Source organism: Roseateles sp. P5_E8 (assembly GCF_054177665.1).
In genome coordinates this window covers 24,106-39,094 of sequence record NZ_JBGCUM010000029.1, presented here as the reverse complement: position 1 = coordinate 39,094, position 14,989 = coordinate 24,106, and the positions used below count along the sequence as shown (strand labels likewise).

Genomic DNA, 14,989 nt, shown 5'->3' with positions numbered 1-14,989 from the left:
CAGTCGACGTGAATCGTTCCTGATCTCAGCTCGCCAAGGGCTTGGCGATGGCGTCGATGCGCTCAATGACTTCCGACGTGAGTTTGGGCGTGACGGCCAGCGCGGCGAGGTTGTGTTGCAGCTGCTCCAGCTTGCTGGCGCCCAGGATGACCGTGGACACGCGCGGGTTGCGATTGATCCAGGCGATGGCCAGCTGGGCCGTGTCGCAGCCCAGCTCGGCGGCAATCTCCGCCAGCTTGCCGACAGCATCGTTCTTGGCCTTGTCCTGCAGTTGCTCGCGCATCCAGGCCATGTTGTCCAGCGCGCCGCGGCTGCCGGCGGGGATGCCGTTGCGGTATTTGCCGGTCAGCAGGCCCGAAGCCAGCGGGCTCCAGGTCGTCAGGCCCAGGCCGATCTCGTCGTACAGCCGCGCAAACTCCTGCTCGACCTTGCGGCGGTGGAAGAGGTGGTACTGCGGCTGCTCCACGACCGGCTTGTGCAGGTGGTGACGCTCGGCGATCTCCCAGGCGGCGCGGATGTCCCCGGCGCTCCACTCGCTGGTGCCCCAGTAAAGCGCCTTGCCCTGGCGAATGATGTCGCTCATGGCCCAGACGGTTTCCTCGATGGGCGTGTTGGGGTCGGCGCGGTGGCAGTAGATGAGGTCCAGGTGGTCCAGCTGGAAGCGCTTCAGCGACGCATCCACGGCCTGCATCAGGTATTTGCGGTTCAGCGTGTCCTTGCGGTTGACCGTCACGCCGTCCCGCGCCAGGCCCCAGAAGAACTTGCTGGAGACGATGTAGTCCAGCCGGTTCCAGCCCAGCGCCTTGAAGGCCTGGCCCATGACGACCTCGCTCTCGCCCTGGGCATAGACCTCGGCGTTGTCGAAGAAGTTGATGCCGGCGTCAAACGCCGCGGCCAGCATCTCGGTGGCGGCCTTGGTGTCGACCTGGTTGTGATACGTGACCCAGGAGCCGAGCGAGAGTTCGGACACCTGGAGGCCGGCGCGGCCGAGACGGCGGTATTGCATGGGGGAGTCCTGCTGGTGAGGAAAGGGCGGCAGCTTAAAGGCGGCTTGCTGCCCGGGTATCGTTAGGGACATGAACTTAGCTGTCATCGGCGCAGGCCCCGCCGGCCTCGCGCTCGCCCTGCTGGCCGCCGAGCGCCTGCCGGCCGCCCAGATCCATCTCTTCGACACCCGCCCGCTGGACCGCGACGTCAGCGGCGACGCGCGCACGCTGGCGCTCAACCTCGGCAGCATCCGGCTGCTGCAGCGCCTGGCCGCCTGGCGGCCGGAGGTGGCCCAGGCCATCCAGACCGTGCACGTCAGCCAGGCGCCGCCGTCGCCCATCTCGGGCGAGGTGCGCATCCGCGCGGCCGATCTGGGCGTGCCGCAGCTCGGCGCCGTGCTGCCTTACGGCGCGCTGGTAGCGCCGCTGCAGCAGCGCTGGCTGGCTCGCGCCGCGCAGCAGCCGCAGCGGCTGTTCACGCGCTTTGGGACCCCCGTGCACGCCATTCGCTCGGAGGCGGACGGCGTGGAGCTGGACAGCGGCGACGCCCACCTGGCCGAGCGCTTCGACCTCGCCGTCGTCGCCGAGGGCGGCGTGTTCGCCGAGCAGGACCGCAAGTCGATCACCAGCAACTATCACCAGAACGCCTGGGTTGGCACGGTCCGTCTGGCCGCGCCCGGCCTGCAAGGCCTTGCCATCGAGCGCTTCACGCGCAACGGTCCGCTGGCCCTGCTGCCGCTGCCCGACGACGCGCAGGGCCCGCGCGCGGCGCTGGTGTGGTGCCTGCCGCAGGCCGAGGACGACATCGCCACGCTGAACGACGCCCAGCGCCTGGTCGTCATCCAGCAGCAACTGCCCGCCGCCGCCGGCCGGCTCACAGCCATCTCGGCGCTGAAGTGCTTCCCGCTGGGCCTGAACGCCGAGACCCGCCTGCTGCAAGGCCGCACGCTGCGCATCGGCAACGCCGCGCAGACGCTGCACCCGGTCGCCGGCCAGGGGCTGAACCTTGGCCTGCGCGATGCCCAGGCGCTGGTCGACGCGCTGCGCGAAGCGGCCGAGACCGGCGCCAGCCTGGACGCCACGCTGGCTCGCATCGACCGCCAGCGCGCCCCCGACCGCTGGCCCATGATCGCCGCGACCGACTTCCTCGCCCGCAGCTTTGCCTGGCGCCTGCCGGGCCTGCCGGGCCTGCGCGGCCTGGCGCTGGCCGGCCTGGAGCTGGCCACGCCGATCAAGACCGCCGTGGCGCGCCGCATGATGTTTGGCGGCTGACCCGGCCGCACCAGGTAAATCCGATGCAGTTCAAGCTCACCCTCGCCGCGGCCTTGCTGCTTGGCATCCCGCTCGCCCAGGCCCAGACCGTGCCGCTGATCCCTGCGGCCAAGCCCATTGCCGGTGCCTCGCAGGAGGAATGGTCCAAGCGCTGGTGGCGCTGGGCCTGGTCCTTCGACGACGACGAGAGCCCCGTCGCCGACCGCGACGGCCGCTTCTGCGCTGCCGGGCAGGACGGCCCCGTCTGGTTCCTGGCCGGTACCTACGGCACGGCGCGCACCGTGCGCAGCTGCCGCGTGCCGGCCGGCAAGACGCTGTTCTTCCCGCTGATCAACTACGTCACCTTCGAGCCCGATGACGCGGACGAGTCCTGCGCCTCGCTCAAGAAGCGCGCCGCCGACCTGACGCCCGCGCCCGATGCCCTGGTGCTGGAGGTCAACGGCAAGCGCTTCAACGGCCTGGCCGCGCACCGCCAGGCCACGCGGCGCTGCTTCCATGTCGMCGAGGACGACGACACGCGCGCCGCCGGCAACGGCTTCTACGTGGCGCTGGGCCCGCTGAAGAAGGGCCGCTACACACTGAACTTCGGCGGCATCCTGCCGGGGATATCGCAGGCGGTGACCTACACGCTGGACGTGGAGTGACGTCCCACCGACATAGGTTGTGACGCGGCGGCGGCGGTGGGAGGATGCGGCGCCCCTGCCGGGCCTGGAGACTCCATGAAGCCGCTCCTCCGCCGCGTCCTCCGCCTCGTGTCTGCCAGTGCACTTGCCGCCGCGGGCCTGCCTGCCGGCAGTGCATCCAGGGCCGCCTTCGACCCGCTGCTGGACGGCGGCGGCCTGTGCCGCGCGGCGGCCGGCGGCCAGCCCCTGCTGCTGCAGGCGCTGCTCGCCGCCGCCACGCGCAAGAGCGAGACCGCGCCCTTCCAGCCCGCCACGATGAAGGCCGCTGCGGGCGACGTGCCGCTCTACGGCGACCTGGGCGCCATGAGCTTCAAGCTCGGCAAGGCCGCGCCCAAGGTGCAGGCCTATTTCGACCAGGGCCTGCGCCTGGCCTTGGCCTTCAACCATGCCGAGGCGCAGCGGTCCTTCCAGGCCGCGCAGAAGCTGGACCCGCGCTGCGGCCTGTGCTTCTGGGGCGAGGCCCTCGTTCTCGGCCCCAACATCAACGTGCCCATGCAGGCCGAGGCCGTCGCGCCCGCCTGGGCCGCGCTGCAACGTGCGGAGGCGCTGAAGCGCGGCCTGCCGCCGCGCGAGAAGGCCCTCATCGAAGCCCTGCAGATCCGCTACCTGCCCAACCCGCCCGCCGACCGCGCGCCGCTGGACGCCGACTACGCCAACGCGATGAAGCGCGTGGCCGCGAACTTCCCCGGCGACGACCTCATCCAGGTGCTGCACGCCGAGGCTGCGATGGACACCCAGCCCTGGGACTACTGGGAGGCCGGCGGCGCGAAACCCAAGGGCCGTGCGGCCGATATCGTCGCGGCACTGGAGACCGTGCTCAAGCGCAACCCCGACCACGCCGGCGCCATCCACCTCTACATCCACGCCGTCGAAGCGTCCACGACGCCCGAGCGCGCGCTGGCCCCCGCGCGCCGCCTGGCCGCGCTGATGCCCGGCGCCGGCCACATCGTCCACATGCCGGCCCACATCTACTACCGCGTGGGCCTGTACCGCGAGTCGCTGGAGCTGAACCGCCGCGCCATCGCCGTGGACGAGGCCTACTTCAAGACCTCGCCGTCCGATCCCCTCTACCGCTCGGCCTACTACCCGCACAACATCCACTTCCTGATGGTGTCGGCGCAGATGGGCGGTGACGGCCGCACGGCGGTGGACGCGGCGGCCCGGCTGGATGCGTCCATGCCGGTCGACGTCGTCAAGGCCTTCCCCATCATGCAGCCCGTCAAGGCCGCGCCCTACACGACGCATGCGCAGTTCAGTCCGCCTGACGTCATCCTGGCGCTGCCCGCTCCTGCCGACGACCTGCTGCTGGTGCGGGTCATGTACCACTACGCCCGGGCCGTGGCCCAGGCCGCTCGCAAGGATGCGGCGGCAGCCCAGCAGGAGATCGCCGCGTTGACGAAGCTGGAGGGCGCCGACTTCACCCCCTTCGACGCCTGGGGCATCCCCGCAAAGGCCATTGCGCAGACGGCCCGCCTGGTCGCCACCGCCCGCCTGGCCGATGCGCAGGACGACCTGGCCGGTGCGGCCACTGCGCTGGAGCAGGCCGTCGCCATCGAGGACGGCCTGGCCTACACCGAGCCGCCCTACTGGTACTACCCGGTGCGCCAGTCCCTCGGCGCCGTGCGCCTGCGCCAGGGCCGGCTGGACGAGGCCGAGACGGCGCTGCGCGAATCGCTGGCCCGCGTGCGCAACAACGGCTGGGCGCTGGCCGCCCTGGCCGAGGTCTACAAGAAGCGCGGCGACGCCGCCGCCGAGCAGAGCGCTCGTCAGGCGTTGAGCAAGGCTTGGTTCGGCGCGGAGGGCGGGCCCGACCTTACGAAGCTCTAGGCGAGGGGTCGTCGATGAAAATGGCGGCCATGAGCCTGACTGCCTACATGGACGACCTCGGTCGCGCCGCCCGCGCCGCCGCCACCGCGATGGCCGCCGCCCCCACGGCCGCCAAGAACAACGCCTTGCTGGCTCTGGCCCGCCGCCTGCGCGAGGCCGGCCCGGCGCTGGCCGAAGCCAATGCCCGCGACCTGGCCGGCGCTGCCGAGCTGAGCGGCCCGCTGCGGGATCGTTTGAAGCTCGATGCCAAGACGCTGGCCACCGTGGCCGAAGGCTGCGAGCAGATCGCCGCCATGCCCGACCCCGTCGGCGAGATCACCGGCGTGAAGCGCCGCCCCACCGGCATCAGCGTCGGCCACATGCGCGTGCCGCTGGGCGTGTTCGGCATGATCTACGAGAGCCGCCCCAACGTGACCATCGAGGCCGCGTCGCTGGCCATCAAGAGCGGCAACGCCTGCATCCTGCGCGGCGGCTCGGAGGCGATTCATTCCAACCTCGCGCTGGCCGAGATCGTGAGCGCGTCGCTCGAAGAAGCCAGCCTGCCGCGTGCGGCCGTGCAGCTCGTCAACACCACCGACCGCGCCGCCGTCGGCCTGCTGATCTCGCAGCCGCAATGGGTGGACGTCATCATCCCGCGCGGCGGCAAGGGTCTCATCGAGCGCATCAGCGCCGAAGCCAAGGTGCCCGTCATCAAGCACCTGGACGGCAACTGCCACAGCTATGTCGACGCCGAGGTCGACCTCGAACAGGCCGTGAAGGTCGTCGACAACGGCAAGACGCAGAAGTACAGCCCCTGCAACGCGACCGAGTCACTGCTGGTGCATGCGGCCCAGGCGCCGGCTTTCCTGCCGCGCATCGCGGCCGTCTTCAAGGCCAAGGGCGTGGAGATGCGCGGCTGCCTGCGCACGCTGGCCCTGGTGCCCGGCGCGGTGGCCGCGACCGAGGAAGACTGGTCCACCGAATACCTCGCGCCCATCATCAGCATCAAGCTGGTCGATTCACTCGACGAAGCCATCGCCCACATCAACCGCTACGGCTCACACCACACGGATGCGATCCTGACGACCAACCACCCGAACGCCATGCGCTTCCTGCGCGAGGTCGACTCGGCCAGCGTGATGGTCAACGCCAGCACCCGCTTTGCCGACGGCTTCGAGTACGGCCTGGGCGCCGAGATCGGCATTTCCACCGACAAGTTCCACGCCCGCGGCCCGGTGGGCCTGGAGGGGCTGACGTCGATGAAGTGGGTGGTGTTGGGGCAGGGTGAGGTGAGGGGGTGAGCCAGCCGACCCTTCCTCAAGCACTTGGTGGGGATCAATGAGCCGTTTTATCGTCTGCGCCCTTGGTGCAGTGACGCTTTTCGGATGTGCGGCGCCCATTGGCTCTCTGTGGTCGTCCCCGCAGCTCTTGGATACAACCATGGAGCGCGTGATCGCGAAATTTCGCGCCGACTCTGGTTGCGCGATCGAGGGGGCGTCCGCTAGCGACTACTTTTCGGCGACGGGCCAAAGGTTCAGGGGCGGTGCGGGCGAAACGATGCCGCCTCAGGTCGAACAAGACTGGCTTGTTTCGGGCTGCTCAAGAGAACGCTGGTATTCGGCACGAATCAAGACAACGGATCCAGGCGCATTGGACATTTCGGTCGTCGCTCTGGCTGCTGGCCCGTTGCCGCGATCTGCTGATCAACTTGCGAAGTATTCGCGTAAGTCTGTCCCCTGAGCGTCCTTCGGCGCCCAGGACTTGGAGGAAAGGTATGAGAGGCGTCGAACAGGCTTTCCAGATCAACCGTCGCAGTGCTATCGGCGGCCTGTTGGCGGGAGTCGCAGTGCCCGGCATTGCCTCCGCCCCCTACCAACTCCAACCCGACCTCATCGTCGCCAAGGACGGCTCCGGCCACTTCACGTCCGTCCACGCCGCGCTGCAATCCATCCCCAAGGACAACCGCGAGCGCCGCGTCGTGCTGGTCCGCGACGGCGTCTACGAAGAACACGTCCGCGTCGACGCCGCCTACGTGACGCTGCGTGGCGAGAGCCGCCACGGCACGCGCATCGCGTTGAACCGGCCGGCCAGCGCGCCCAAGGACGACATCGGCACGGCGGTGCTCAACATCTCGTCGACGGCGCATGACTTCGTCGCCGAGAACCTCACCATCCACAACACCGTCGAGACCGCCGGCCCGCATGCCTTCGCGGTGCTGGGGCGGGCGGACCGCACCATCATCCAGAACGCCGACATCCTGAGCCGCGGCGCCGACACGCTGTCGCTGTGGCGCCAGGGCAAGTCGCGCGAGGAGGCTGGCCTGTCCAGCGGCCCCGGCGCCACGCCGCTGACCGAGGACGGCGGCCGCTACTACCACCGTGGCCTGCGCGTCATCGGCTCGGTGGACTTCGTCTGCCCGCGCGGCTGGTGCTACATGACCGACTGCGACATAGCGCAGGTCTACCCCAAGGCCGAGGCGGCGTTCTGGCATGACGGCGGCAACAACAACGCCGACAAGAAGTTCGTCATCCGCCGCACGCGCGTCGACGGCCCACCCGACTTCTTCCTCGCTCGCGCCCACCGCGACGCGCAGTTCTTCTTCGTCGACTGCAGCTTTTCCGAGCGCCTGCGCGACAAGCCGCCCTACCTCGTGCGCTATCCGCTCGATGGCGGCACGCCGAGCGAGAAGGACATCGCCGCCAACGAGAAGATCGCCCGCGAGACGAGCGTGGGTGTGCGCAGCTACTTCCACAACAGCCATCGCCGCAGCGGCGACTTCGGCTGGCTGGCCGACAACCTTGCGCATGCGGTGGGTGCGCCGCGGGCCGAAGACATCACCGCCCGCTGGACCTTCGGCGGCTCCTGGGACCCGGAGAGCCGCCAGGGGCCGCGCGCCATTGCGGTCGGCGTGCGGGTTGATCGCTACGCCGTCGCGTTTGACCGCCTCGTCACCGTGAAGGGCGCGCCCGAACTGGCGCTGGGCCCCGGCCGCCGCGCGCGCTACGTCGGCGGCAGCGGCTCCAACACGCTGGAGTTCCAGGTGCCGGCCGGCGAGGGCGCCGTCGCGCCCTTGGCCTTGGTCTTCGACCGCGGCGCCATCATCGGCAGCGAGGCGGGGGCGGAACTGGTGTTCGCCGAGCCCAGGTTGCCGGCCACCGCCTGACGCTGGGAGCAGAAGCGCGGCGGAGCGGCCGCTTCAGGACATCTCTTGAAGCGGCCACACCTCGACCACGCCATGCGCCACCGCACACGGTGACTTCGACACCAGTGCAATGGCCTCCCGCAGGTCTTTTGCATCGATGACGGCAAAGCCTGCAATCGGCAAGTCGCTGCGCAGATAGGGCCCGTCCGCGGTTTGCACGCCCGCACCGTCGGGGTTGCGGACCTGCACGGGCGTGCCCGCCCGGCCGATCAGGGTGCCGCCTTCCTTCAGGTGGGCATCGTGCGCATGCGAGGCGTCGCGCACGGCGGGATCGGTCCGGTTGTAACCACTCTCATCGCCATACCCGACGGTGATGAACTTCGCCATGACGGCACCTCGGCTGTTTCGCAGGCTTGGTCGGGGCAAACGGTGTTCCCCTTAACGCAACCCCGTCACCTGCGCCTCCTTCGGCGCACTGATCACATAGTCCGCCGTGAACCGCTGGCTCTGTCCTGCCGCCAGCGGCAGCTCCCACAGCACCAGCCCGGGCTGCTTGCGCCAGGCCTGCGTTGTGGGCGCCGGGCTGAACTGGGCCTGCGCCTTGATGTCCTCGTGCTGCGACACCGGTGCGGCTTCGATGAGTTGCAGCGTGATGGCCGCCGTGTGGCGGTTCTCGATGACCCAGGCGCGGCCGTAGCGGTGCTCGGCGCGCGCGCCGATGAAGCCGGTGTTGGCGGCGTTGCGCTGCTCGGGCTCGACCTGCACGCGCACGGCGTCGTCGCGGCCGAAGGGCAGCTCTAGCCGCTCCTCGCCGCTGGCGATGTTGAGCGTGCTGTTGCCCACCAGCGCGCCGTCGCGCACCAGTTGCAGCGCGCCGCGCGGCCACGCACCGGTGGGCCTGGGCGTGTCGGCGACGAGATAGGCCGCCGCTTCGCTTTGCGGCTGCACGCGGGCCAGCACCCTGGCCTGCAGCTTCTCTGTGCCCAGCGACAGGCTGGCGCGCTGCGTGCCGCTGTCGATGTTGCCGCGCAGCGGCAGCACGAACTCGGTGGCGAAGGCGCCCTGGAAGACGCTGAGATCGAAGCGTTCCTGCTCGGGCTCGTCCCTGGCGCGTGAAGCCATGGCGGCGACGGGCGCCGGCGGCGGGGGCGGCGCGGCCATCGGCATGGCGCGCGTCTCGGCCATCTTGGCGGGCGGCGGCTGCAGGTCCAGCTTCCACGGCCACGGCGGGTTCTGGCCGACCTTCTGCGACGCCTGCGCCGTGGACAGCCGAAGCGTCACGTTCTTCCAGTCCTCGCCGCTCTGCTGCGACACCTGGGCCAGGCGCTCCAGGTTGAGTGCGCCGCTGGCGGTGTCCAGCAGCGCGCGGTAGCTGGGTGCCCAGCCGGCCTGCGCCACGCGGTAGTTCAGCTTCAGCTCGGCCTCGCGCGCCGTGGACAGCCGCAGGCGCAGGCTGCGCCACTGCGGGTTGGCGGCGGCCACGCGGTCGCGCTCGCCCTTGAGTGGCGCGAGCTGCTTCTCGATGTCGGCGATCTGGCGGCTCAACTGGGCCTGCCTCAGCAGCGCGTCCTGCGCCGTCTTGCGGATGCTGTCGGCCGTGGCGGCGATGCCGGTGGCCGGCGTCGAGCGCGCCTCGCCACCGCCCAGCGCCTTCAGGTAGCCCAGGCTGGTCTCCAGCGCGCTCGACTCGGCCGCCAGCACGTCGCGCTGACCTTCCAGCTTGCGCAGCTGCTCATCGAGCGGGCTGTTGGCGCACTCCGGCGCGCGCTCGCGCGGCAGCGTCTCGATCTGCACCGGCCCGAGATTGACGCCGGCCGGCGCGGCGATCTGCAGCGAGTCGGGGTCGAAGCGCGCCGACAGGCAGGTCAGCACCAGCTCGCGCGCGCCGGCCGCCACCGTGGCCAGCCGCGTGACCTGGGCGCCGCCGGGGTAGACGAGGACTTCGTCGATGCGGGACGACTGGGCCTGGGCTGCGGCGTGCAGGGCGAGCGCCGCGGCGCAGACGGCAAGCCAGGAGTTCGGGAGGTGAGGCATGGGAGAGCGTGAAGCCTGTGAGAGGGCAAAGGTAGCATCCCGCCCATGACCTACCCGCGCAATGCCCTGGTCCTTTTCTCCGGCTGCCAGGACTCCACCACCCGACTGGGCCGGGCGCCGGGGAACGAAGTGTGCGGATGAGGGTATTTGCCGCCCTGCGCCTGGCGCTGGCCTGGACGGTTCTGGCGGGCCTGGCTAGTCCAGCGCTCGCGATGGACGACACCGAAATGGAGGCCGCCAAGGCCGACGTTTACCGCGTGGCCGCCACAGCCGAAGAAGGGCTGAGCCAGATCAAGGGCACGCTGGAAATCCGCCAGCGCGTCGACCGCTTGATGGAGTCGCCGGCTTGGCCGGAGCTGAGCCTGCGCACGCGACAGCAGGCCCTGGCCTATTTCGGCAGTGGTTCGGAGCGGCTGGGCTTCGACAAKCCGTCAGACGTTCTCGCGAAGATGCAGCGCTGGTTTCCTGCCGAGCTCGTGCAGGCTCGGCAAGCCCGTTCGGCAAAGCCGTTGCCCTGGCCTGTCGGGCCGGCGGCCAACTGGGAGGCCGAGCCTGCGGCCTTCGTGGCCTTGTGGGCCTGCATGCCCGGCGGAGCCTGGTGGGCGCCGGAACAGGTGGCGTTCGACGAGTCCATGCGCACGCTGGTGGAGGCATTGCCGGTGGCAGCGCAAGCCTTTGGGCCGGAGAGCCTGAGATTTTCCGAGTGTCTGGGCCGTCTTGAGGCGAGGTACTCGCCCGCCGAGGCCCGACTGAGGCATGGCCCTGCGGCGAGCCAGCGTTTGGCTGAACACCTTGCCGGCAAGTTTGCCCGCACGCTCGACGCGCAGGGTTGTACGGGGCGCGGGCCGGACGATTGCGTGCTGCTGTTGTCGCTGTGGGCAGATGTCCTGCCGGCGGACCCCGCGCTGGCTGCGGCGCTGGGCAGGCTGGATGCAGAGCTGAAGCGGCTGGCGCCTTCCCTGCGGGGTGCCGTGGCCAGTCGTGCCGCGCTTGCCGCCTTGCAGCAGCAGCCCGATGGCAGAGCCGGGGACTTCATGCGCGACGTGATCGGCCGCAGCCTGGCCCGCAGCCTGGTCGCGCCGGAGTCCGCGGCGCTGATGGAGCGCTTCGAACCTCTGCAGGTGCTGAACCTGCTCTGGCCGCAGCGGCGGGCGGCGCTGGTCGGGGCGTTGCTGGCTGCGGAGCGCGAAGGGGGCGGCTGCCCGCGCCTGCCGCAGAACATGCTGTCCGACGACAGCCCACAGGCAGGTGAATTGCGCAACGACTATGCGTTGCAGCGGCTGCGCGCCCATCCCATGGACGATCGGCCGTTGTGTATGTCGCCGGACTTTCCGCGGCTGCGCCAGGACAATGACGCGCAGACCCGCCACATGCGGGCCGCGCTGCTGGCGACGCTTCCGTACTTGCCCCGGGGCCTGCAGGCTGAACTTCTGCAGGGGTTTCTCCCTGACGCCGCCGAGTGCCGGCGGTCGGCCCCTGAGAGGGCGGGCTGGTTGCTCACCGTGTGCGAGCGGCGGTCTGCGCGCCCGGAGCCATCCCGGTGACGGCAGCATTTAGCATCCCGCCCATGACCGATACCCGCAAAGCGCTCGTGCTTTTTTCCGGCGGCCAGGATTCCACCACCTGCCTGGCCTGGGCGCTGGACCGCTACGCCGAGGTCGAGACGCTGGCCTTCGACTACGGCCAGCGCCACCGCATCGAGCTGGACTGCCGCAACACCGTGCGCGCCGAGATCGCGCGGCAGTTCCCGCACTGGGCCAGCAAGCTCGGCGCCGACCATCTGCTGGACCTGAGCCTGCTGGGCCAGATCAGCGACACGGCCCTCACCAGCGAGCGCGAGATCGAGCTGCAGGCCAACGGCCTACCCAACACCTTCGTGCCCGGGCGCAACCTGCTCTTCCTGACCTTTGCCGCGACGCTGGCCTACCGCCGTGGCGCGACGGTGCTGGTGGGTGGCATGTGCGAGACCGATTTCTCCGGCTATCCGGACTGCCGCGACAACACGCTCAAAGCCTTGCAGGTCGCCCTCAGCCTGGGCCTGGATTCGCCCATGACGCTGGAGACACCGCTGATGTTCATCGACAAGGCGGCCACCTGGCGCCTGGCCGAGAGCCTGGGCGGCGAGGCGCTGGTGAAGCTGGTCGTCGAAGAGACCCACACCTGCTACCTCGGCGAGCGCGGCGAGCTGCACGACTGGGGCCATGGCTGCGGCTACTGCCCGGCCTGTGCGCTCCGGGCGCGCGGCTTCGCGCAGTACAAGGCCGGCGCATGACGGCGTGGCAGTGGGGTGGCGTCGCCGCGGCGGCGCTGTTGTTCTTCTGGGGCATTGGCGCCTACAACCGGCTGATGTCGCTGCGCAATGCCATCGGCGAGGCCTTCACGCAGTTCGACGCTCACCTGAAGGAGCGCGGCGAGGTCTGCGACAAGCTGCTGGCCATCGTCGCCCCGCGCCTGCCCAGCGAGCAGGCCACCTTCGACGCGCTGGCCGGCGCGCAGACCGAGTCCCAGGCCGCCACCCAGGCCTTGCGCGCCAAGCCCTGGGCGCCCGACCCGGCCGGCAGCTTGGCCGTGGCGGGGGCGCTGCACGCGGCGGCGCTCACCCGGCTGATGTCGCTGCTGGACCACCAGGCCGAGCTGCGCAGCGAGACCGAGATCGACGCGCTGATCAGCGAGCTGAAGCTCATCGAACGCCAGCGCGCCTTCACCCGCCAGGTCTTCAACCAGGCCGTGGGGCAGTACAACGAGGCGCTGCACCAGTTCCCGACGCGGGTGCTGGCGAACCTGTACGGTTTTAGCGAGGCAAGGTCGCTGTGAGCCCCTCGCCCAATCCGCCGCGCTGAACGCGGGCGGACTTGGTCGGTCCCCCGAGGGGACGGCGATGCATGCGGCATTGAGCCGCACGCACATCGCCCAAGCGGGCCGGCTTGGGAGCGGCCCGGCGCTCGGCCCCAAATGCATCAGCCCCGCCTGGCTCGGTATGAAGCTCTGAGCTTCAGCCCGCCGACTTCTTGGGCATCAGCGACAGGAACTCCCGCCGCAGGTTGGGATCGGTCAGGAACGCCCCGCGCATGACGCTGTTGGTCATGGCCGCCTCGATGTCCTTCACGCCGCGCCAGTGCATGCAGAAGTGGTCGGCCTCCATGACGACGGCCAGGCCGTCGGGCTTGACGCGGCTCTCCAGCTCGTTGGCCAGCATGATGACGGCCTCTTCCTGGATCTGCGGGCGGCTCATGATCCAGTCGCACAGGCGCACGTACTTGGACAGGCCGATCAGGTTGGAATGCTCGTTGGGCATGATGCCAATCCACACCTTGCCGATGATGGGGCAGAGGTGGTGCGAGCAGGCGCTGCGCACGGTGATCGGGCCGACGATCATCAGCTCGTTCAGTCGGCTGACGTTGGGGAACTCGGTGACCGTGGGCTGGCTGGTGTAGCGGCCGGCGAAGACCTCGCGCACGAACATCTTGGCCACGCGCTTGGCGGTTTCCTGCGTGTTGTGGTCGCTGTCGGTGTCGATGACGAGGCTCTTCAGCACCTCCTGCATCTTGGCCTGCACCTCGGCCTGCAATGCGTCTAGCTCGCCCGGCTCGACGTAGGCGGCAATGTTGTCGTTGGCGTGGTGACGGCAGCCGGCCGACACGAGGCGGTAGCGGATGCGCTCTGAGACGGGGGCGTCGGGGGCGGGGGCGTTCATGGGCGCGGATTGTCTCGGCAAAGAGCACTTCTACACTGAAGCGATGTCCCAAAGCCCCCAATCTGCTCCGCTGCACCGGCTGCTGTCCCAGGCGGCGGACGCGGTGCAGGGCGTGCGCGAGGGCAAGTCCCTCACCGAGCTGCTGGGCCGCGTGCCTGCCGACCTGCGTCCCGGCACGCAGGCGCTGGCCTTCACCGCGCTGCGCCGCCTGGGCGGCGCCGAGGCCGCCCGCCAGCAGCTCGCGCCCAAGGCGCCGCCGCCGCGTGTGGATGCACTGCTGCTCGTCTCACTCGCGCTGCTGTGGCCCGATCCCGAGCCGGCAAACACGCCGATGTATGCCGACCACACCCTCGTCGACCAGGCCGTCAAGGCCGCCAAGCAGCGCGCGCCGGCCAGCGCGGCCTTCATCAACGCGGTGCTGCGCCGCTTCCTGCGTGAGCGCGACGCCCTCGTGGCCGCCGCCGAGCGCAGCCCGCTGGGCGCCTTCAACCACCCGGCCTGGTGGGTCGAGAAGCTGCGCCAGGACTGGCCGGCGCAGTGGCAGGCCATCCTGGCCGCCAACAACCGCCCGCCGCCGATGACGTTGCGCGTGCACGCCCGGCGCACGTCCGCCGCCGACTACGCCGAGCGCCTGGCCGGCCTCGGCATGGGCGCCCAGGTTCTCGGCGCACCCACGCCCCAGGCCCTGGTCCTCGACAAGCCGGCCCCCGTCACGGCCCTGCCGGGCTTTGCCGAAGGCCTGGTCTCCGTGCAGGACGCCGCCGCGCAGCTCGCCGCGCCCCTGCTGATCGGTGCCGGCCTCAAACCTGGCGCCCGCGTGCTGGACGCCTGTGCCGCGCCCGGCGGCAAGACGGCCCACCTGCTGGAGCTGCAGCCCGACCTGCAGCTCACCGCGCTGGACGCCGACGCCCAGCGCCTGACCCGCGTGCAGGACACCCTCAACCGCCTGGGCCAGACGGCCACGCTGAAGGCCGCCGACGCCCGCCAGCCGGCCACCTGGTGGGACGGCCAGCTGTTCGACGCCATCCTGCTGGACGCCCCCTGCAGCGCCTCCGGCATCGTGCGCCGCCACCCCGACGTGCGCTGGCTGCGCCGGCCGGACGACATCGCCGCGCTGGCCCGCATCCAGGCCGAGCTGCTGGACGCGCTGTGGCCGCTGCTGGCGCCGGGCGGGCGCCTCGTCTATGCCACCTGTTCGGTCTTCCGCGCCGAGGGTCAGGCCCAGCTCGACGCATTTTTGCAACGCCAGCCTGACGCGAAGTCCCCTGCCGTGCCCGGGTTCACGGGTCACCTGCTGCCCGTGGCCGAGAATGCGGAACGACCTCTGCCGACCCTGGACGGCTTTTTCTACGCCCTGATCACGAAACCCTGA

14 protein-coding genes are annotated in these 14,989 nt (G+C 70.3%); 10 read left to right on the top strand and 4 right to left on the bottom strand.

Going from position 1 to position 14,989, the window contains the following annotated elements; genetic code table 11:
* Window positions 1-25: 25 nt before the first annotated feature.
* Window positions 26-1,006, bottom strand: coding sequence for a potassium channel beta subunit family protein (locus tag ACXRVZ_RS17100; RefSeq protein ID WP_457423105.1), 981 nt, complete (start codon window positions 1,004-1,006; stop codon window positions 26-28).
* Window positions 1,007-1,076: 70 nt separating this feature from the next.
* On the opposite strand from ACXRVZ_RS17100, the gene ACXRVZ_RS17095 reads away from it, so the two are divergent.
* The 6 genes from ACXRVZ_RS17095 to ACXRVZ_RS17070 all read left to right on the top strand — a co-directional run bounded on the left by ACXRVZ_RS17095 (window position 1,077) and on the right by ACXRVZ_RS17070 (window position 7,910).
* Entirely contained in the window at window positions 1,077-2,258 is a 1,182-nt protein-coding gene (locus ACXRVZ_RS17095) for an FAD-dependent monooxygenase (protein WP_457423103.1), read from the top strand.
* A gap of 23 nt (window positions 2,259-2,281) precedes the next feature.
* On the top strand, window positions 2,282-2,902 hold the full coding sequence (locus ACXRVZ_RS17090; RefSeq protein WP_458232614.1) for a hypothetical protein: 621 nt from the start codon (window positions 2,282-2,284) through the stop codon (window positions 2,900-2,902).
* 75 nt (window positions 2,903-2,977) lie between these two features.
* Window positions 2,978-4,768, top strand: coding sequence for a hypothetical protein (locus ACXRVZ_RS17085; protein ID WP_457423099.1), 1,791 nt, complete (start codon window positions 2,978-2,980; stop codon window positions 4,766-4,768).
* Window positions 4,769-4,788: 20 nt separating this feature from the next.
* Window positions 4,789-6,048, top strand: coding sequence for a glutamate-5-semialdehyde dehydrogenase (locus ACXRVZ_RS17080; protein WP_457423206.1), 1,260 nt, complete (start codon window positions 4,789-4,791; stop codon window positions 6,046-6,048).
* 139 nt (window positions 6,049-6,187) lie between these two features.
* Window positions 6,188-6,487: a hypothetical protein gene (locus ACXRVZ_RS17075; RefSeq protein ID WP_458232613.1), complete on the top strand. Its 300-nt coding sequence runs from the start codon at window positions 6,188-6,190 to the stop codon at window positions 6,485-6,487.
* 34 nt (window positions 6,488-6,521) lie between these two features.
* Window positions 6,522-7,910 carry a pectinesterase family protein gene (locus ACXRVZ_RS17070; RefSeq protein WP_457423097.1) on the top strand — a complete coding sequence of 463 codons (1,389 nt, stop codon included), beginning with the start codon at window positions 6,522-6,524 and terminating at the stop codon, window positions 7,908-7,910.
* A gap of 33 nt (window positions 7,911-7,943) precedes the next feature.
* On the opposite strand, the gene ACXRVZ_RS17065 is transcribed toward ACXRVZ_RS17070, so the two are convergent.
* Window positions 7,944-8,276 (bottom strand): YciI family protein, encoded by a 333-nt coding sequence (locus ACXRVZ_RS17065; protein ID WP_457423095.1) that lies wholly within the window; start codon window positions 8,274-8,276, stop codon window positions 7,944-7,946.
* Window positions 8,277-8,327: 51 nt separating this feature from the next.
* The gene (locus tag ACXRVZ_RS17060; protein WP_457423093.1) at window positions 8,328-9,923 is read right to left on the bottom strand and encodes a mucoidy inhibitor MuiA family protein; all 1,596 of its coding nucleotides are present in this window, start codon (window positions 9,921-9,923) and stop codon (window positions 8,328-8,330) included.
* Between the two features lie 137 nt (window positions 9,924-10,060).
* Here ACXRVZ_RS17060 and ACXRVZ_RS17055 point away from each other — a divergent pair, with 137 nt between their 5' ends.
* From ACXRVZ_RS17055 to ACXRVZ_RS17045, 3 genes are read left to right on the top strand one after another with little or no spacing between them, the layout of a single operon-like run.
* The gene (locus ACXRVZ_RS17055; RefSeq protein WP_458232612.1) at window positions 10,061-11,467 is read left to right on the top strand and encodes a hypothetical protein; all 1,407 of its coding nucleotides are present in this window, start codon (window positions 10,061-10,063) and stop codon (window positions 11,465-11,467) included.
* Window positions 11,468-11,490: 23 nt separating this feature from the next.
* Complete coding sequence (gene queC, locus ACXRVZ_RS17050; protein WP_458232611.1) at window positions 11,491-12,195, top strand: 7-cyano-7-deazaguanine synthase QueC; 705 nt, start codon at window positions 11,491-11,493, stop codon at window positions 12,193-12,195.
* Window positions 12,192-12,737 carry a LemA family protein gene (locus ACXRVZ_RS17045; protein ID WP_457423087.1) on the top strand — a complete coding sequence of 182 codons (546 nt, stop codon included), beginning with the start codon at window positions 12,192-12,194 and terminating at the stop codon, window positions 12,735-12,737. The genes queC and ACXRVZ_RS17045 overlap by 4 nt, the downstream gene beginning before the upstream one ends.
* A 178-nt stretch (window positions 12,738-12,915) precedes the next feature.
* On the opposite strand, the gene folE is transcribed toward ACXRVZ_RS17045, so the two are convergent.
* Complete coding sequence (gene folE / locus ACXRVZ_RS17040; RefSeq protein ID WP_457423085.1) at window positions 12,916-13,617, bottom strand: GTP cyclohydrolase I; 702 nt, start codon at window positions 13,615-13,617, stop codon at window positions 12,916-12,918.
* A gap of 43 nt (window positions 13,618-13,660) precedes the next feature.
* Between folE and rsmB the strand changes: the two genes are divergently transcribed.
* Entirely contained in the window at window positions 13,661-14,989 is a 1,329-nt protein-coding gene (gene rsmB, locus ACXRVZ_RS17035; protein ID WP_457423083.1) for a 16S rRNA (cytosine(967)-C(5))-methyltransferase RsmB, read from the top strand.